Annotated in this window: 19 protein-coding genes; 13 read left to right on the top strand and 6 right to left on the bottom strand. The window is 65.8% G+C overall.

Annotated features, from left to right (window positions below; genetic code table 11):
• Positions 1–6: 6 nt before the first annotated feature.
• Genes RZE79_RS18275 through RZE79_RS18230 form a run of 10 tightly spaced genes read left to right on the top strand, consistent with a single transcriptional unit; the run spans position 7 to position 8,566 of the window.
• Positions 7–1,065, top strand: coding sequence for a phenol 2-monooxygenase domain-containing protein (locus tag RZE79_RS18275; protein ID WP_319355760.1), 1,059 nt, complete (start codon positions 7–9; stop codon positions 1,063–1,065).
• A gap of 13 nt (positions 1,066–1,078) precedes the next feature.
• The gene (locus tag RZE79_RS18270; protein ID WP_319355759.1) at positions 1,079–1,429 is read left to right on the top strand and encodes a 2Fe-2S iron-sulfur cluster binding domain-containing protein; all 351 of its coding nucleotides are present in this window, start codon (positions 1,079–1,081) and stop codon (positions 1,427–1,429) included.
• Positions 1,430–1,461: 32 nt separating this feature from the next.
• A complete protein-coding gene (locus RZE79_RS18265) occupies positions 1,462–2,394 on the top strand; it encodes a catechol 2,3-dioxygenase (protein WP_192195727.1) in 933 nt (310 codons plus the stop codon).
• 13 nt (positions 2,395–2,407) lie between these two features.
• Positions 2,408–3,862: a 2-hydroxymuconic semialdehyde dehydrogenase gene (locus tag RZE79_RS18260; RefSeq protein WP_319355757.1), complete on the top strand. Its 1,455-nt coding sequence runs from the start codon at positions 2,408–2,410 to the stop codon at positions 3,860–3,862.
• A gap of 7 nt (positions 3,863–3,869) precedes the next feature.
• Positions 3,870–4,697, top strand: a complete 828-nt coding sequence (locus RZE79_RS18255; protein ID WP_373696487.1) for an alpha/beta fold hydrolase — start codon at positions 3,870–3,872, stop codon at positions 4,695–4,697.
• A gap of 44 nt (positions 4,698–4,741) precedes the next feature.
• On the top strand, positions 4,742–5,524 hold the full coding sequence (gene dmpE / locus RZE79_RS18250; protein ID WP_192195729.1) for a 2-oxopent-4-enoate hydratase: 783 nt from the start codon (positions 4,742–4,744) through the stop codon (positions 5,522–5,524).
• 13 nt (positions 5,525–5,537) lie between these two features.
• Complete coding sequence (locus RZE79_RS18245; protein ID WP_319355756.1) at positions 5,538–6,467, top strand: acetaldehyde dehydrogenase (acetylating); 930 nt, start codon at positions 5,538–5,540, stop codon at positions 6,465–6,467.
• Between the two features lie 10 nt (positions 6,468–6,477).
• Complete coding sequence (gene dmpG, locus RZE79_RS18240) at positions 6,478–7,548, top strand: 4-hydroxy-2-oxovalerate aldolase (RefSeq protein WP_319355755.1); 1,071 nt, start codon at positions 6,478–6,480, stop codon at positions 7,546–7,548.
• Positions 7,545–8,333: a 2-oxo-3-hexenedioate decarboxylase gene (gene dmpH, locus RZE79_RS18235; protein ID WP_319355754.1), complete on the top strand. Its 789-nt coding sequence runs from the start codon at positions 7,545–7,547 to the stop codon at positions 8,331–8,333. The genes dmpG and dmpH overlap by 4 nt, the downstream gene beginning before the upstream one ends.
• Before the next feature lie 41 nt (positions 8,334–8,374).
• Entirely contained in the window at positions 8,375–8,566 is a 192-nt protein-coding gene (locus RZE79_RS18230; protein WP_056577722.1) for a 2-hydroxymuconate tautomerase, read from the top strand.
• A gap of 289 nt (positions 8,567–8,855) precedes the next feature.
• On the opposite strand, the gene RZE79_RS18225 is transcribed toward RZE79_RS18230, so the two are convergent.
• The 6 genes from RZE79_RS18225 to RZE79_RS18200 form a co-directional block, all read right to left on the bottom strand.
• Positions 8,856–9,881: an alpha/beta hydrolase gene (locus RZE79_RS18225; protein ID WP_319355753.1), complete on the bottom strand. Its 1,026-nt coding sequence runs from the start codon at positions 9,879–9,881 to the stop codon at positions 8,856–8,858.
• Between the two features lie 100 nt (positions 9,882–9,981).
• Complete coding sequence (locus RZE79_RS18220) at positions 9,982–10,950, bottom strand: SDR family NAD(P)-dependent oxidoreductase (RefSeq protein ID WP_373696575.1); 969 nt, start codon at positions 10,948–10,950, stop codon at positions 9,982–9,984.
• Between the two features lie 447 nt (positions 10,951–11,397).
• Positions 11,398–11,856, bottom strand: a complete 459-nt coding sequence (locus tag RZE79_RS18215; RefSeq protein WP_319355751.1) for an SRPBCC domain-containing protein — start codon at positions 11,854–11,856, stop codon at positions 11,398–11,400.
• Positions 11,853–12,197, bottom strand: coding sequence for a helix-turn-helix transcriptional regulator (locus RZE79_RS18210; protein ID WP_162587716.1), 345 nt, complete (start codon positions 12,195–12,197; stop codon positions 11,853–11,855). Before RZE79_RS18210 ends, RZE79_RS18215 begins: the two co-directional genes overlap by 4 nt.
• Position 12,198: 1 nt before the next feature.
• A complete protein-coding gene (locus RZE79_RS18205) occupies positions 12,199–12,888 on the bottom strand; it encodes a glutathione S-transferase family protein (RefSeq protein WP_319355750.1) in 690 nt (229 codons plus the stop codon).
• 88 nt (positions 12,889–12,976) lie between these two features.
• Positions 12,977–14,020: an alpha/beta hydrolase gene (locus RZE79_RS18200; protein WP_319355749.1), complete on the bottom strand. Its 1,044-nt coding sequence runs from the start codon at positions 14,018–14,020 to the stop codon at positions 12,977–12,979.
• 420 nt (positions 14,021–14,440) lie between these two features.
• On the opposite strand from RZE79_RS18200, the gene RZE79_RS18195 reads away from it, so the two are divergent.
• From RZE79_RS18195 to RZE79_RS18185, 3 genes are all read left to right on the top strand, one after another.
• Entirely contained in the window at positions 14,441–16,324 is a 1,884-nt protein-coding gene (locus RZE79_RS18195) for a CocE/NonD family hydrolase (protein WP_319355748.1), read from the top strand.
• Positions 16,325–16,334: 10 nt separating this feature from the next.
• Positions 16,335–17,336 carry an acyltransferase gene (locus RZE79_RS18190; protein ID WP_319355747.1) on the top strand — a complete coding sequence of 334 codons (1,002 nt, stop codon included), beginning with the start codon at positions 16,335–16,337 and terminating at the stop codon, positions 17,334–17,336.
• 99 nt (positions 17,337–17,435) lie between these two features.
• Entirely contained in the window at positions 17,436–17,822 is a 387-nt protein-coding gene (locus RZE79_RS18185; RefSeq protein WP_319355746.1) for a hypothetical protein, read from the top strand.
• Positions 17,823–17,845: the final 23 nt, after the last annotated feature.

Raw genomic sequence — 17,845 nt, 5'->3', positions numbered from 1 at the left:
CTTGCCATGAGCTTCCAGATCATGATCGAGCCGCTCGGCCAGGCCGTGGCGGTGCGCGACGGCCAGACCGTGCTCGACGCCTGCCTGCGCGCCGGCGTGTGGCTGCCCCACGCCTGCGGCCACGGCGTGTGCGGCACCTGCAAGGTGCAGGTGCTCGAAGGCGAATGCGAGCACGGCGACGCCTCCAACTTCGCGCTCATGGACTTCGAGCGCGACGACGGCAAGGTCCTCGCGTGCTGCGCGACGGCGCAGGCCGACCTGGTCATCGAAGCCGAGATCGACGAAGACCCCGACGCGCAGTTCCTGCCGCTGGAAGACTTCGACGCCGAGCTGGTCGAGGCCCGCATGCTCACGCCCACCATCCGCGGCCTGTGGCTGCGCACCGACCGGCCGGCGCCGTTCCAGGCCGGCCAGTACGTGATGCTGCACGTGCCGGGCGTGGAGGGCGCACGCGCCTTTTCGATCGCGAATGCACCCGACGACCACCTCGTCGAGCTGCACATCCGCCGCGTGCCCAACGGCCGCGCGACGGGCTGGCTGCACGACGAGTTGCAGGTAGGCCAGCGCCTGCGTTTCACCGCGCCCAACGGCCGCTTCTTCGTGCGCAAGTCGGCGGGACTGCCGATGATCTTCGTGGCCGGCGGCTCGGGCCTGTCGAGCCCGAAGTCGATGGTGCTGGACCTGCTCGCCGAAGGCTGCACCTTGCCGATCACGCTCGTGCAGGGCGCACGCAATCCCGAAGAGCTGTACTTCCGCGAACTCTTCGAGCAGTTGGCCGACCAGCACCCCAACTTCACCTACGTGCCCGTTCTGTCCAACCTGCCCGCCGACAGCGACTGGCGCGGCGCGCGCGGCTTTGCGCACGAGGCACTGAAGGCGCAATTCGCGAACGACTTCCGCGGCCACAAGGCCTACCTGTGCGGGCCGCCGCCGATGACCGAGGCCTGCATCGCCACGCTGATGCAGGGCCGCCTGTTCGAGCGCGACATCTACACCGAGAAGTTCTTCACCGCCGCCGATGCCGCTTCCGCGGCGCCGCGCAGCCCGCTGTTCAAGGCGCTGTGAGGTGGAGCCGGCCATGAGCTTTTCTGTCGCCATCGGCAACACCCACGAGCGCTATAGCTGCCGCACCGACCAGACACTGCTCGGCGGCATGGAGCAGCTCGGCCGCAAGGGCATCCCGGTGGGCTGCCGCGGCGGCGGCTGCGGTGTCTGCAAGGTGCGCATCGAGTCGGGTGCCGTGCGCCGCGAGCGCATGAGCCGCTGCCACGTGAGCGTCGAAGAAGAAGCCCAGGGCTACGTGCTGGCCTGCCGCGCCTACCCGCAAAGCGACCTGTCCTTGCGTGCGGTCGAGAAGCTGGCGCGCTGCATCGAACGGCGCCTGGCGGTGTCGATGCCATCGCCATCCGATTCCCGTTCCCCCACCTGAACCGTTCCCCTCACCAACCAAAGGAGACTTCCATGGCACTCACTGGCGTCATTCGCCCCGGACACGTGCAACTGCGCGTGCTCGACCTCGGGGCTGCCCTCACGCACTACCGCGACGTGCTGGGCCTGATCGAAACCGGCCGCGATGCGCAGGGCCGCATCTACCTCAAGGCCTGGGACGAGCACGATCACCACAGCGTCGTGCTGCGCGAGGCCGACGAGGCCGGCATGGATTTCATGGGCTTTCGCGTCGATTCGCCCGCCACGCTCGACAAGCTCGCCGCTGACCTGAAGGCCAGCGGCCTGGCCACCGACATGCAGTGGATCGAAGCCGGCGAGCACCTGCGCACTGGCCCGCGCTTCCGCTTCACCGTGCCCACCGGCCACGCCATCGAACTCTTCGCCGAGAAGGAAAAGGTCGGCAACGGCATGCCCTACGAAAACCCCGAGGTCTACCCCGACGACCTCAAGGGCATGGCGCCTTCGCGCTTCGACCACTGCCTGTTGTACGGCGACGACCTCGACGGCACCATGAAGCTGTTCACCGAGGTGTTGGGCTTTCACCTGGCCGAGAGCGTGGTGGCCGGCCCTGAGCGCATGTATATCGCGGCCTTCCTCACCTGCTCGACCAAGCCGCACGACATCGCGTTCATCCGCCACCCCGAGAAAAACAAGTTCCACCACGCCTCGTTCCTGCTCGACAACTGGGGCGAGGTGCTCAAGGCGGCCGACCTCATCACCAAGCGGCGCGTGTCGCTCGACATCGGTCCCACGCGCCACGGCATCACGCGCGGCGAAACCATCTACTTCTTCGACCCGAGCGGCAACCGCAACGAGGTTTTCTCGGGCGGCTACATCTTCTACCCCGACAAGCCGCCGCTGGTGTGGACCGACGACGAACTCGGGCGCGCGATCTTCTATCACGACCGCAAGCTCAACGAAAACTTCCTGAGCGTGGTGACCTGAAAGAGAGGCTGCGATGAAACAGTTCATGAACTTCATCGGCGGCGCATTCGTCGCCACCCCGAAGACTTTCGACAACCGCGCGCCGGTGGACAACCGCGTCATCGGCAAGGTGCACGAGGCCGGCCGCAGCGAGGTCGATGCGGCCGTGCGCGCCGCGCGTGCGGCGCTCAACGGCGAGTGGGGGCGCATGAGCGTCGCGCGCCGCGTCGAACTGCTGCATGCCGTGGCCGACGAGATCAACCGGCGCTTCGACGACTTCCTGGCGGCCGAGATGGCCGACACCGGCAAGCCGCACGCGCTGGCCTCGCACGTCGACATTCCGCGCGGCGCGGCCAACTTCAAGGTGTTTGCCGACATCGTGAAGAACGTGCCCACCGAGAGCTTCGAGATGACCACGCCCGACGGCGGGCAGGCGCTGAACTACGCCGTGCGCTCGCCGCTGGGCGTGATCGGCGTCGTGTGCCCGTGGAACCTGCCCCTGCTGCTCATGACCTGGAAGGTCGGCCCGGCGCTCGCCTGCGGCAACACCGTGGTGGTCAAGCCCTCGGAAGAAACGCCCGCCACCGCCACGCTGCTGGGCGAGGTGATGAATGCGGTCGGCATTCCGCCGGGCGTCTACAACGTGGTGCATGGCTTCGGACCCGATTCGGCCGGCGAGTTCCTCACCACGCACCCGGGCGTGGACGGCATCACCTTCACGGGCGAGACGCGCACCGGCGAGGCCATCATGGGCGCCGCCGCCAAGGGCGTGCGGCCCGTGTCCTTCGAGCTCGGCGGCAAGAACGCCGGCATCGTGTTCGCCGACGCCGATTTCGACAAGGCCGTCGCCGGCACCACGCGTTCGGCCTTCGAGAACTGCGGCCAAGTGTGCCTGGGCACCGAGCGTGTCTACGTGCAGCGACCCATCTTCGACAGGTTCGTCGCGGCGCTCAAGGCCAAGGCCGAAGCGCTCAAACCGGGTCCGTCGGAAGAGGCCGGTGTGGGTATCGGCCCGCTGATCTCGCGCGAGCACCAGCAGAAGGTGCTGTCGTACTACCGCAAGGCGAAAGACGAAGGCGCCACCGTCGTCACCGGCGGCGGCGTGCCGGCGATGCAAGGCGCGCTGGCCGAGGGTCACTGGGTGCAGCCCACCATCTGGACCGGCCTGCCCGAGACGGCCTCGGTGATCCGCGAGGAAATCTTCGGCCCCTGCTGCCACATCGCGCCCTTCGACACCGAGGAAGAAGCCATCGCGCTGGCCAACGCCACCGACTACGGCCTGGCAACCACCGTGTGGACCGAGAACCTGGGTCGCGCGCACCGCGTGGCCAAGCAGGTGCAGGTCGGCATCTGCTGGGTCAACAGCTGGTTCCTGCGCGACCTGCGCACCGCCTTCGGCGGCGCCAAGTCGTCGGGCATCGGCCGGGAAGGTGGCGTGCATTCGCTCGAGTTCTATACCGAGCTGCGCAACGTCTGCATCAAGCTGTGAGGGCCTGGTGGTGAGCAACCCCGAAATCGCGAACAGCATCCGCACGGGTGCATTCCACACCAACGTGCAGGACCTGGGGGAGGGCGCACCGGTGCTCTTCATCCACGGCTCGGGACCGGGCGTGAGTGCATGGGCCAACTGGCGGCTGGTGCTGCCGGTGCTGGCGCAGACGCGCCGCGTGATCGCACCCGACATGGCCGGCTTCGGTTTCACCGAGCGCGTGCCCGGCGCGGCCTACACGATGAACGCCTGGGTGCAGCAGGCGCTCGACCTGCTCGACGCGCTCGACATCGAACATGCCGACGTGGTGGGCAACTCCTTCGGCGGTGCGTTGGCGTTGGCACTCGCCATTCGCGCACCGCACCGCGTGCGCCGGCTGGTGCTCATGGGCAGCGTGGGCGTGCCCTTCGCGATCACGCCGGGGCTCGACGCGGTGTGGGGCTACATGCCCTCGTTCGCGAACATGCGCCGGATCATGGACGTGTTCGCGTTCGACCGCGCCCTCGTCACCGACGAGCTCGCGCAGTTGCGCTACGAGGCCAGCACGCGGCCCGGCTTCCAGGAGACCTTCGGCGCGATGTTCCCGGCGCCGCGCCAGCGCTGGGTCGACGCCATGGCGAGCCCGGAGGCCGCGATTCGCGCACTGCCGCACGAGACGCTGCTGATCCACGGCCGCGAAGACCAGGTGATTCCGCTGGCCACCTCGCTCACGCTGAGCCAGTGGATTCCCAACAGCCAGCTGCATGTGTTCGGCCGCTGCGGCCACTGGACGCAGATCGAGCACAGCGCGCGCTTCGCCCGCCTGGTCGGCGACTTCCTCAACGAAGCCGATTGATTGATTGATTCACCCCCCGAGAGAGAGCAAAGGAAAAGACCCCCATGGACCCCACCCTCATCCAGCGGCTCGGCGACGAGCTCTACGACGCGCTGCGCGAGCGCAGCGTCGTGGACCCGCTCACCAGCCGGCATGAAGGCATCACCATCGCCGACGCCTACGGCATCCAGCAGCGCATGATCGCGCGCCGCCTCGACGCCGGCGAGCGCATCGTCGGCAAGAAGATCGGCGTGACCTCGCGCGCCGTGATGAACATGCTGGGCGTGTTCCAGCCCGACTTCGGCTACCTGCTCGACGGCATGATCGTCGGCGAGGGCGAGTCGATCGACAGCAGCACGCTCATCCAGCCCAAGGCCGAGGGCGAGATCGCCTTTTTGCTCAAGCGCGACCTCATGGGCCCCGGCATCGGCAACGCCGACGTGCTGGCCGCCACCGAGTGCGTGATGCCCTGCTTCGAGATCGTCGATTCGCGCATTCGCGACTGGAAGATCCAGATCGCCGACACCGTGGCCGACAACGCCTCGTGCGGCGTGTTCGTGCTAGGCGACCACGCGATCGATCCACGCCGCATCGACCTGGCGACCTGCGGCATGGTGCTCGAGAAGAACGGCGAAATCATCGCCACCGGCGCGGGCGCCGCCGCGCTCGGCTCGCCGGTGAACGCAGTCGCGTGGCTGGCCAACACTCTGGGCGCGCTGGGCATCGGGCTCAAGGCGGGCGAGGTGATCCTGTCGGGCGCGCTCGCCGCGATGTTCCCCGCCAAGGCCGGCGACAACTTCCGCGTCTCGATCGGCGGCCTGGGCGGCTGCTCGGTGCGCTTCCATTGAAGGAGACAACCCCATGACGAACCCAACCAAGATCAAGTGCGCGCTGATCGGCCCCGGCAACATCGGCACCGACCTGCTCGCCAAGCTGCAGCGCAGCCCGGTGCTCGAACCCGTGTGGATGGTGGGCATCGACCCCGAGTCCGACGGCCTGAAGCGTGCCCGCGAGATGGGCCTGAAGACCACGGCCGAGGGCGTGGACGGCCTGCTGCCGCATGTGAAGGCCGATGGCGTGCAGATCGCTTTCGACGCCACCAGCGCCTACGTGCATGCGGAGAACAGCGCCAAGCTCAATGCCCTGGGCGTGCTCATGATCGACCTGACGCCTGCAGCCATCGGCCCGTTCTGCGTGCCGCCGGTCAACCTCAAGAGCCTGCTCATGGCGGGCGGTGCGCGGCCGGCCAACGTCAACATGGTCACCTGCGGCGGGCAGGCCACCATCCCGATGGTGGCGGCGGTGTCGCGCGTGCAACCCGTGGCCTACGGCGAGATCGTGGCCACCGTGTCCAGCCGCTCGGTTGGTCCTGGCACGCGCAGGAACATCGACGAGTTCACGCGCACCACGGCCGGTGCGGTCGAGCGCGTGGGCGGTGCGGCCAAGGGCAAGGCGATCATCATCGTCAACCCGGCCGAGCCGCCGCTGATCATGCGCGACACGGTGCACTGCCTGACCGAAGGCCCGCCCGACGAGGCGCGCATCACGGCCTCGGTGCACGAGATGATCGCCGAGGTGCGCAAGTACGTGCCGGGCTACAGGCTCGTGAACGGGCCCGTGTTCGACGGCAACCGCGTGTCGATCTACCTGGAGGTGGAAGGCCTGGGCGACTACCTGCCCAAGTACGCCGGCAACCTCGACATCATGACCGCCGCCGCGGCGCGCACGGCCGAAATGTTCGCCGAAGCGATGCTCGCCAGCCTCCCGCAACCCGAGCCCGCCGTGGCCTAGGAGCACACCCATGACCACCCCAACGCACACGAACCTGAAGGGCCGCCGCGTCACCCTGCACGACATGACGCTGCGCGACGGCATGCACCCCAAGCGCCACCTGATGACGCTCGAACAGATGAAGCACATCGCCAGCGGGCTCGACGAAGCGGGCGTGCCGCTGATCGAAGTGACACACGGCGACGGCCTGGGCGGCAGCTCGGTCAACTACGGCTTTCCCGCACACTCCGACGAGGAATACTTGGGCGCCGTGATCCCGCTGATGAAGCAAGCCAAGGTGTCGGCCCTGCTGATTCCTGGTATCGGCACCGTGGACCACCTGCGCATGGCACACGGGCTGGGCGTGCACACCGTGCGTGTGGCCACGCACTGCACTGAAGCCGACGTGTCCGAGCAGCACATCGCCATGGCGCGCCGGCTCGACATGGACACGGTGGGCTTTCTCATGATGGCCCACATGGCCTCGCCCGAAATGCTCGTGCGCCAGGCGCTGCTCATGGAAGGCTACGGCGCTAACTGCATCTACGTGACCGACTCGGCGGGCTACATGCTGCCGGACGACGTCACGGCACGCATCGGCGCGGTGCGCGCGGCACTCAAGGCCGACACCGAGCTGGGCTTCCATGGCCACCACAATCTCGCGATGGGCGTGGCCAACTCGGTCGCGGCCGTTGCGGCCGGCGCCAACCGCATCGATGCCGCTGCCGCAGGTCTAGGCGCGGGCGCGGGCAACACGCCGATGGAGGTGTTCGTGGCGGTGTGCGACCGCATGGGCATCGAGACCGGCGTCGATGTGTTCCGCATCCAGGACGTGGCCGAGGACCGCGTCGTCCCCATCATGGACCACGTGATCCGTGTCGACCGCGACTCACTCACGCTGGGATACGCGGGCGTGTACTCGAGCTTCCTGCTGTTCGCCAAGCGCGCCGAGAAAAAGTACGGCGTGCCTGCGCGAGAAATATTGGTGGAACTGGGCCGGCGCGGGATGGTCGGCGGCCAGGAAGACATGATCGAAGACACGGCCATTACGCTGGCCCGCGCACGCAAGGCCGTGCAGCAACAAGAAGGAGTGACGGCATGAAGCTCGACAAGAACACCATCGCCGCGCTCGCCGAGCACCTGGAAACCTGCGAGCTGGAGGCACGCGACACGCCCAAGATCACCGACGAGTATCCCGAGATGGACTGGGACGACGCCTACGCCATCCAGAACGAGATTCGCCGCCGCAAGCTCGCACGTGGGCATCGCATCATCGGACTGAAGGCCGGGCTCACCTCGCACGCGAAGATGAAGCAGATGGGCGTGACCACGCCGGTCTTCGGCTTCATGGCCGACAACTACGCCGTGCCCGAAGGCGGCGAATGCAAGGTGAGCGAGCTCATCCACCCCAAGGTCGAGCCCGAGATCGCGTTCATCACCAAGCGCGCGCTCAGCGGCCCGGGCTGTCACATCGGTTCTGTGCTTGCGGCCACCGACTTTGTGCTGCCAGGTATCGAGGTGATCGACAGCCGCTACCGCGACTTCAAGTTCGATCTCAAGAGCGTGGTGGCCGACAACACCTCGGCCTCGCGCTTCGTGGTGGGCGGTCGCGCCGTGCCCGCGAGCGAGGTCGACCTGCGCACCGTCGGCATCGTGCTCGAGAAGAACGGCCAGCCCGTGGCGTTCGGCGCAGGCGCCGCCGTGCTCGGCCACCCGGCCGCTGCCATTGCGATGCTGGCCAATCACCTGGGCGCGCGCGGCGAAGAGATCCCGGCGGGCACGCTGATTCTGTCGGGCGGCATCACCGAGGCCGTCGCCGTGCAGGCCGGCGATGCCATCACGCTGAAGGTGCAGGGCATGGGCAGCGTGGGCCTGCGCTTCGTCTGACCGGCATCAACCCCCGAAGCGCACACCACAGGAGTACACGGATGCCCTTTGCACAGATCTACCTCATCGAAGGCCGCACCGAAGAGCAGAAGCGCGCGCTGATCGAGAAAGTGACCCGCGCCATCGTCGAGGCCGTCGACGCGCCGAGAGAAAACGTGCGCGTGTGGCTGCACGACATGCCCAAGGAAAACTGGGGCATCGGTGGCGTGTCCGCCAAAGACCTCGGACGCTGAGTGGCTCGCGCCGGCGCGTCGATCAGGATCGGTTCGCCCCGCTTGGGATCCCCTCACACCACATGAACCCGGGCTCTCAACGGGCGGCCATTGGTATCGCCAGACTGCCAGCATCATGGACGGTCGGGACTACGCGTGTACGAAAGCCTCCTCCGGCGATCTGCTAGCGATGACGACCTGGGTGAGGCTCGGCGGCAGAAGGCGAAGGATTTTCTTTGAATCGCCGAAAGTCACGCCCATCCCCCGCTTTGGTATCGGTCCCTGGAAACGGGGGCGTGCAAAAAATGGATCAGAGGCGGGCGAGTTCCGCCACGGCAGCCGCGAACGCCTGGGGCGCCTCTTGGGGCAGGTTGTGACCGATCCCGCCGTTGGCCACGCGATGTTCGTATCTGCCTGAGAACTTCCCGGCATAGGCGCTCGCCTCCGGGTGCGGCGCACCGTTGGCATCGCCTTCGAAAGTGATCGTGGGAACGGTGATGACTGGGGCCTTGGCGAGCCGGTTCTCCAACTCGTCGTACTTTGATTCGCCTTCAGCCAGGCCGAGTCGCCAGCGATAGTTGTGGATCACTACCGCGACATGGTCGGGATTCTCCAGGGCAGCAGAGCTGCGGTCGAAGGTGGCATCGTCGAAAGCCCATTTGGGAGAAGCAATCTGCCAGATCAGCTTCGAGAAGTCGTGCCGATTCTTCTCGTAGCCGGCACGGCCGCGCTCGGTGGCGAAGTAGTACTGGTACCACCACTGAAGTTCGGCTTTTGGTGACAAAGGAGCTTTGCCCGACTCCCTGTTGCCGATCAGATAACCACTGACGGAGACCAGAGCCTTGACGCGCTCCGGCCACAAGGCTGCGAGGATGCAGGCCGTCCGAGCGCCCCAGTCGCAGCCGCCGACAGTGGCCTTCTGGATCATCAATGCATCCATCAACGCAATGATGTCAACGGCGAGCACCGCCTGTTGGCCGTTGCGAGGCATGTCGCTGGAAATGAATTGCGTCGTGCCATAGCCGCGCACATACGGAACGATGACTCTGTACCCTTGTGAGGCCAGGACCGGCGCAACCTCGGCATAGGTATGGATGTCGTAGGGCCAGCCATGCAAAAGAAGGATCGGCGCGCCGTTGGCAGGCCCCAGTTCCGCGTAGCCGACGTTCAGCACGCCGGCCTCGATGCTCTTGAGCGGCCCGAGGCGGCTGAGCGGCGTCGACGCGACACGCGTCTGCGAAAAAGCTGGAACGCTTGCTGCGAGTTGGGAGGCAACGACACCGACTGCTGCCTTTTCCAGAAATGAGCGGCGGGGCAAATTGTTGGGATCGGACATCGGGAGATCCTGCTCAGTGAAGAATGCTTCTCCCGGGAGCGGGAGTGCGGTGCCGTGAACGGTCTGGGCTTCGCTCCATGGCGTTTGCCGAGTACACGAATCAGAAGGTCTCGCCGACCATGTCCTCGCTGCGACGCCAAAGCAGCGTGGCTGTCTTGGGGTCCAACGCGTAGGAGCGAACGCCTTCGGCAAAAGGGCTGAGAGGCCCGTCGTTCACTTCGGAGACGTGGCAGTTCTCGCAATAGCGTCCTCCCACCTCCGCCGGCGCGGCGACCAGGCCGGCCCATAGGGTGGTCGCAGCCCCTTGCGCCACACTTTTCCACTGGAATGGCGCTTGCCCCTCGGCCACGAGCGACGCGCTGATTTGCGCGATAGCCGTTTCCATGGCTTCCTGCCCCATGTGCCGTCCGAGTCCGGTGCGAATGGTTCCGGGATGGACAGCGACGGCCCGGACACCACGCCCGCGATGACGGCGGTCGAATTCCACTGCGAACAGGATGTTCGCCGTCTTTGATCGCGCATACGCAAGTTGAGGCTCGTAGGCGGTGTGTTCGAAGTTCAGGTCGTCGAGGCTGAAAGGGGCGGAGCGATGGGACGCGGACGCCACGACCACGACCCTGCCGCCGTCAGCGATTCTTGCTTCCAAGCGGTTCACGAGGAGGAAGTGACCGAGATGGTTCGTACCGAACTGCGTTTCGAAACCGTCGCGTGTGCGCCCTGCGGGCGTGGCCATGACTCCCGCGTTGGCGATGATCACGTCGAAACGCGAGTCGTCCTTTCCGATACCGTCCGCACATCTGCGCACGCTCTCCAGAGACGACAGGTCGAGCTCCACTAGATCGAAGCTTCCCCCATTCGCCGCACTCGAAAGGACGGCAGTCCTGACAGCCTGAGCGTTGCGCAGATCACGCGCCGTTCCAATCACGTGCGCGCCATGCGCCACCAGTGAGCGCGCCGTTTCGACGCCGAGGCCGGATGAAACCCCCGTCAGAAGGACTCTTTTGCCTCGAAGGTCAACACCATCAAGAACGTCGTCAGCCGTAGAACTCGCATTGAAAGTTTGATTCATCAAGTCACCCTTGAAATGATTTCGATCCATGGAGGTTGGCGCTCAATGAACCGTGCATGTGAGTAGTTCCAGGTGTTGCCTGCAAGGAGCTGCTGGTCACTGACTCAGTGCACCCGATGCTATTGACGAGAATCGCACGCCGGTAGATGGCCAGAGTGCATCACCCTGTTGTCTCGTAGACACCAAAGATGCGAGGAAGGCGAGAAGAGCCTCTGCGGTTTGGCTCTGAGTTCGACGCCCTTGTGGCTTGGAGCGAATCTCACGGAGGAAGACGCGGGCGCAATCCCGCGTTTGTCGTCGAGCGCCTTAACAACGTTTGACACCTTCTGACGTGCACGCCGTGCCGCAGACCTCGATGAGGGTATCGGTGGTTTCGACGCAACCCCCTGTCGTGGCGATGAAGCGGGCTGACGCCGCGCAGTGCGCAGAGACGGCTGGGCACCTGTTCTAGCGCCGTGCCATATCCAGCAGAAGCCGGTCCAAGCCTTCTTCCGTTCCACGGATGCGCTCGGCGCGATCTTCATGACCGTCCAGGTACGTGAGCTGTTCCTTGTAGACCATGCGAGTCCCATGCTTGTGCGCCAAGAACTCGACCGTTACGAGCGACACCGACAGTCGGCGTGCGTCGAGCTGGATGTCGTAGGCGAAGACGATGCGCCGTGCGGGTTCGATGTCGAAAAAGACTTTCTCGAGCTGCTGGATGCGGCCATCGGGATAGGCGACCCGATGCGTTTCATGGCCGAACGGCCTGAAGTCCAGTCGGTACTCGGTTGTGTACTCGGCATGGCAGTCGGACCAGCGGCGCTTTGCCTCGGGATCGGCCCAGGCCTGAAAAACGTCCTCGGGCGAGGCGTCGAGTTCGCGTTCGATGGCGAAGTCGGTGTGTGCGGCGGGGATGTGCTTCATGACTTGCCTTTTTGCTCGGCCAGATAGGCATCGAGTTGGTCGAATTGCGCGTGGAGCAGCGTCTTGCGCTTCGCGACCCACGATTCCATGGCATCGAACGCCTCAGGTTCGGCCGTGTAGGTGCGCACACGGCCGCTCTTTTGGGAGGCGACGAACCCGCCTTCAACAAGCACGGCGAGGTGCTTGACGGCCGAAGGGAGCGCCATGCCGAGCGTTGCGGCCAGCTCGGACACCGAGGCCGGTCCGCGGCTCAGGCGATCGAGCATGCCGCGGCGGTATGCGTCGGCAAGTGCGAAGAACATGCGGTCGAGCTGCGCGGGCTCGGCGATCGCTGCTCGCATCTCAGGCGCTCGCCGGATCGAAGAAGCGGCGCGACAGACCGGCGCGCCCGGGATAGAACTTGAACCAGGGTCGCGTCGCATCAATGGTGGCTGCCACCGAGGGATGGTCCATCAACCGCTCAAAGTAGGCGGCCAGCTGCACATGCTGCACCGGCAGCGGCACGTAGGTCACTGCATAGAACAAAGCGGGCGCCGCAGCGCAGTCGGCCATGCTGAAGGCATTGCCGGCAACCCAGGTTCGCCCTTCCAGGTGGCGGTCGATGAACGCGTAGGCCGACGACAAGCCTTCTCGCGCCTTGGCTACCCCGCGTGCATCACGTCCGCCTTCGGGCCGCAGAAGGTCGGCGGTCAGCGCTTGCATCGGCGTCATCACCTGCAGGTCGAACAGGCGATCCCACAAGCGCACGTCGAGCGCGACGTCCGGGTCTTCCGGAATGAGGGTGCGGCCCGAGGCTGCATGGTGACGCTGGAGGTACTCGATGATGATGCTCGATTCGGGCACGGGCCGAAGCCGGTCTACCAGCAGCGGCATCTTGCCTGTGGGCCACAGCGCGAGGTGCGCGGCACGTTCTTCGGGGTCACCCAGGTTGAGCAACCGCTTCTCTACGTCGATCCCCAGCGCGTCGACCGCGATCAGCACCTTGTGGCAGTAGGACGAGAGCGGGTGGTAGTGCAGTGTGAGGGCGTTCATGAGGAGTTAATACTTTCCTGTTTTGGAAAGTATAGGATCGGCGGCGCACCGAATCAAGCACCGCCTCGAGGCACGATGTTGCTCAAGCTCAACGCGTGCGACGGTCCGCGCGCACGAGCTCGAGCACCGCGTCCGCAAACGCGCTCGGCGCCTCTTGCGGCAGATTGTGCCCCGCCCCCGGTATCACGCGATGTGTGCGTGGCCCCGTGAACTTCGCCGCCTGGGCCGAACCGTCGGTCGGTGCATGGGCGCCATCGTCGCCGCCGTCCAGCGTCACCGTGCGCACCGGTATCGCAGGCAGCAAGGCCAGCTTGCGATCGATCTCGGCATAGGCCGGGTCTCCTTTGACTGCGCCGAAGCGGTGACGGAATGAATGGATTGAGATATCGACGTGATCGGGGTTGTCGAACGATGCGGCGGTGCGGGCGAAGGTCGCGTCGTCGAAGCGCCACGTCGGCGACCATTGCTTCCAGAAGATCCGGTTGAGTTCGCGGCGGTACTTCGCGTAGCCGGCGCGTCCTCTCTCGGTCTGGAAATAGAACTGCCACCAGAGTGGAATTTCGCTGTCGGGCTTCGCGGGGATCAATGCCGTAGCCGGATCGGCGAATGCATAGCCGTTGCCCGACACCAACCCTGCGCAGCGCTCGGGCCAGAGGGCGGCGACGGCACTGGCCGCCTTGCCGCCCCAGTCGTATCCCGCCAACACGGCGCGCGGCAACGCCAATGCGTCGAGCAGCGCCAGCAGATCCGCACCGAACGCCGCGAATTCGCCCGAACGAAGCGTGCTTGCGTCAAGGAAGCGTGTGGGGCCGAAGCCGCGCAGATAGGGGACGATCACCCGGCAACCCGCGGCCGCCAGGATGGGGGCGACTTCTGCGTAGGCCTCGATGTCATACGGAAAGCCGTGCAGAAGCACCACCGCGGGGCCGTCCGCCGGCCCTGCTTCGTAGTAGGCGATGTTCAGGACGCCAGCATCGACGTTCTTCAGGTGCGCCAGGGCCAGGGCCGGTGATCCGATGCCCTTCGCGAATGCCACCTTGCCACCGAAGGCGAGGTTCAGCCCGGCGATGCCGGTACCCGCCACGGCGCTGCGCAGCAGGCCGCGTCGCAGAAAGTCCACGCGATCGTTCATGCCGGGTTCATCCCGTCGCTGTCGCAGTGAAACGCGGCGGCGCGTCCGGCCTTCCGGCATGCGCCTTTCAATGGGGTCACTGAATCCATCATCTGAATCTTTCCGTCGTCGAGTCGCACATGAAGTCGATGGCCTGGACCTTCGATAGGGTGCGTGTGTGGGGATATTGAAGGCCGCGTCGATCGTAGGTTCCGGCGAGGCCTGTCACTAGCCACGCGAGAGGCCGCACCGTGTTGAGCGACGGACATCAATTGGTTCGGTGGCGCGGTACGCATTCGCCAAACGCAGTCACAAGACAGAGTCGGCCCGGGTGTACTTTCCGGGGCACAACGTTTGTCGTGTGAAGGACTGTCGGTGACGCAGCAATGCCCTAACATCGCCACCCGCCGCCGATCCAGCAAGCCCCTGAGTACACGAACCATGAAGAAGTTCATCGTCGCCGCCATCACGCTCACCACGGCTTTCGTCACGTCGCTCGCAGCACATGGGCAGGATGTCCTGCTGGATCCCGACACGGGCCTGCCCGCGTCGCGGCCTTTCGATTTCCCCGCGCAGGGGCCGGCCGCACCGTTCTGGGCGAAGCGCATTGCTGGCTACTTCACGACCTCCGACGGCGTCAGGCTGCGCTACAGCGTGCTGCTGCCGAAGGCATCGGGAAGGTTCCCGGTCATCCTGAGCATCAACGGCTACGACGCCGGATCGATCGGCGGCACGCCCTACCTCCACTACAAGACGTCGATGTCCGTCGAGCTCGACCAGCGCCTCGTCGAGGCCGGCTATGCGGTGATGGGCGTCAACGCCGCGGGCAGTGGCTGTTCCACAGGCCCGCTCGAGTACACGCGTCCGCAACTCGGAAGACATGGCGCCGAAGCCGTCGAATTCGCGGCGTCGCAACCCTGGTCCGACACCAAGGTCGGCATGGTCAACTGGTCGTACGGTGGGGCGTCCCAACTGGCGACCGCGCAGCAACGCCCGCCGCACCTTCGGGCCATCGTGCCCGGCATGGTGCTGACGGACTTTCGCGATGCACTGATGCCCGGCGGCGTGCCGGCGCCCGGTTTCATCACGCCCTTGCGTGGCTCCATGCGCGCGTACTGGGAGAAGGTGGCTGCGCAGACAGCCATGGAAGAGGGCGATGCGGCCTGCCTGGAGCAGATCCCGAAGAACCTCGCGGCCGAGGATGCGAACTCCGTGATGCACCTGTTCCTGGCGCATCCCCTGCGGGACGACCATATGAAGAGCTTCGACCTGGCACCGCATGCCGACCGCGTGCAGGTTCCCGTGCTGTCGCTCGAAGCGTTCCAGGACCAGGCCATCACGCCGCGCAGTGGCTACTACCAGTCCCGGCTCGATCCGGCCATGCTGTGGTCGGTGCAGACCAACGGCCGGCATGACATGTACCTGGCCTCGGATTTCCAGGCGATGGCGGTGCGATTTCTCGACCGATTCGTCAAGGGCGAAAACAACGGATTCGAACGCGACACGCCGCGCACCACCGTGTGGATGGAGACCGCCGAAGCAAGCGCGAGCGCCAATGCGCTGGAGCGACGCGTCTCTCCCAAGCCGCGCTGGGTGGTGCAACGGGGGCCGATCCGCAGCGATGACCTGTCCGTCAAGGCGTTCCACCTGGCTGCGGGCCAAGCCCTCGCCGATGCGCCTGGTTCCGGAGCCGCCGACGGCTTCGACTATCCCGGCGCCGGTGTGGTCGTCAACGACATTGCGGGAAGAAGCTTCTGGGGGCCGCTGTCCGCCGACTGGAAGACCACGGGCGTGGCCTACACCTCTACACCGTTGGGTGAAGACATGATGGTCTACGGACCGGGCAGCGCCGACCTCTGGGTCACGGCCGGTGCCGGCGACGCCGACCTGCAGGTCACCGTCACCGAACTGCGGCCCGATGGGCAGGAGACGTATGTCCAGCGGGGCTGGTTGCGCTTGTCGAACCGCGCCCTGGACACTGCGCGCTCGACGCCGTTGTTGCCCATCCGGCTTGAACGCCCCGAGCAGCCAATGCCGCTGCTGCCGGGCCGGCCGGTCCTTGCCCGTGTCGAGATCCAAAAGATGGGCCACTACTTTCGCAAGGGCTCGCGACTGCGGATCTGGATCGACACGCCCGCCCAAACCGGGGGCCTGGTGTTCGACACCTTCACGCAGAAGCAGCGCCTTCATGTGCTGCACAACGCGACGTACGACTCCGTGGTGCGGCTCGGCGTACTGAAGGACGTCAGGGGGCCGGCAAGCTATCCGGCGTGCGGTGCCACGATCCTGCAGCCGTGCAGGCCGGACCCGCTGGCCACTCGCTGAGCGCGGACAGATGTCCTTGCCCTACAACCCTGCGCTCGACGGCATTCGCGCGCTGTCCATCCTCTCGGTGGTCCTGTTCCACTGCGAGGTCCCCGGTGCGCATGGCGGCTTCATCGGGCTGGACGTCTTCTTCGTCTTGTCGGGCTATCTCATCACTTCGCTGCTGACGGCGGAGCACCGCCACGGCGGCATCGAGATCGGCCGTTTCTACGCGCGCCGGGCGTTGCGGCTGTATCCGACGCTGCTGCTCATGATCGCGGTCTACGTGGGGCTGGCCCCCATCCTCTGGCCGGCGGAAGATCGCTGGCTGTCTGCCGTGCTCGCCGCACTCTACGTCTACGACTATGCGCTGGCCTTTTGGGAGCTGGCCTACACCATCGGGCACACGTGGTCCCTCGGCGTGGAGGAGAAGTTCTACCTGCTGTGGCCGCTGGTACTGCCGCTGCTTCTGCGAACGCGGCATCCTGTCCGATGGCTTGTGTTTGCATTCCTTGCCGTGACGGCATGGCGGTTCTTCGTGGCCATGAACTGGACCTGGTCGCAGGCGTATTTCCGCTTCGACACGCGGATGAGCGGAATCCTGCTCGGAGCCATTGCGGCGCTGACCCATTTCAAGGTATCGAAGCATGTGCTTGCGATGGCTTGCGTGGCGCTGCTGGTCCTCATGGCCCTGCCTTCGCTGCCGACGAGCCACCAGACCGAGGCGGTCACGCTGAGCATCACGTTGGCCGAGTTGTCCGCGTTCGTGCTGATCTGCTACGCCGCAGAGCACGGAAGAGCGAAGTTTCTCGCCTCGGCGCCCATGGTCTACATCGGCCGGCTGTCCTACGGTATCTACCTCTGGCATTTCCCGTTGGCGCTGCTGCTGCGCGATACGCAGCCGTTGTGGATCACGCTGAGCGCGACCCTTGCGTTCTCGTTCACGATGGCCGCCATCTGCCTGCATCTGGTGGACACGCCTCTGAAGCGATGGCGCCAGAAGGCATGGCCGCAGGTCCGGAGCACCGCGTGATCGTCCGGCATTGATGCCGCAACGGAACCAGCGCGCGTCCCTGCGCGGACCTACCGCAGCGACGCAGCCCTTCCTACGATGAAAGCCTCGAGCATCGACGTGCTCGCCGACACCGGAAGCCACTACCGGATGGATGAAATGGAAGCGCTCTACACCGAAGACCTCGGCTTCCTGGTACTGACGCCCCAGGGAGAGATCGCCCGTTTTTCCAAGTCGGAGATGATGGCCGAATTCAGAAGCCGTCGCGATGCGGGCGAGGCACCGCTGTCGACGGAACAACGCATCCTGCACATCGAGGAGCAGGGCGATGAGGCCACCGCGATCCTCTTTCGGCGCATGAGCCGGAACGCCGATCCGGCGCTCTACGAACTGCGGCTTCGGCGCAAGGGCGGCAAGTGGCTGGTCGCCGGCGAAACCGTGATGCCGTGGCCCGACCTGGCCCATGCGAAGGGATTTCTCCCTCCGCGCACCGTGGCTCCGGCCTGACAACCGAGCGCCGTGTTTTCAGG

It is taken from the genome of Variovorax sp. EBFNA2, from assembly GCF_033802765.1.
GTDB lineage: Bacteria > Pseudomonadota > Gammaproteobacteria > Burkholderiales > Burkholderiaceae_C > Variovorax > Variovorax paradoxus_H.
This window is presented reverse-complemented; position numbering and strand designations above follow the sequence as displayed.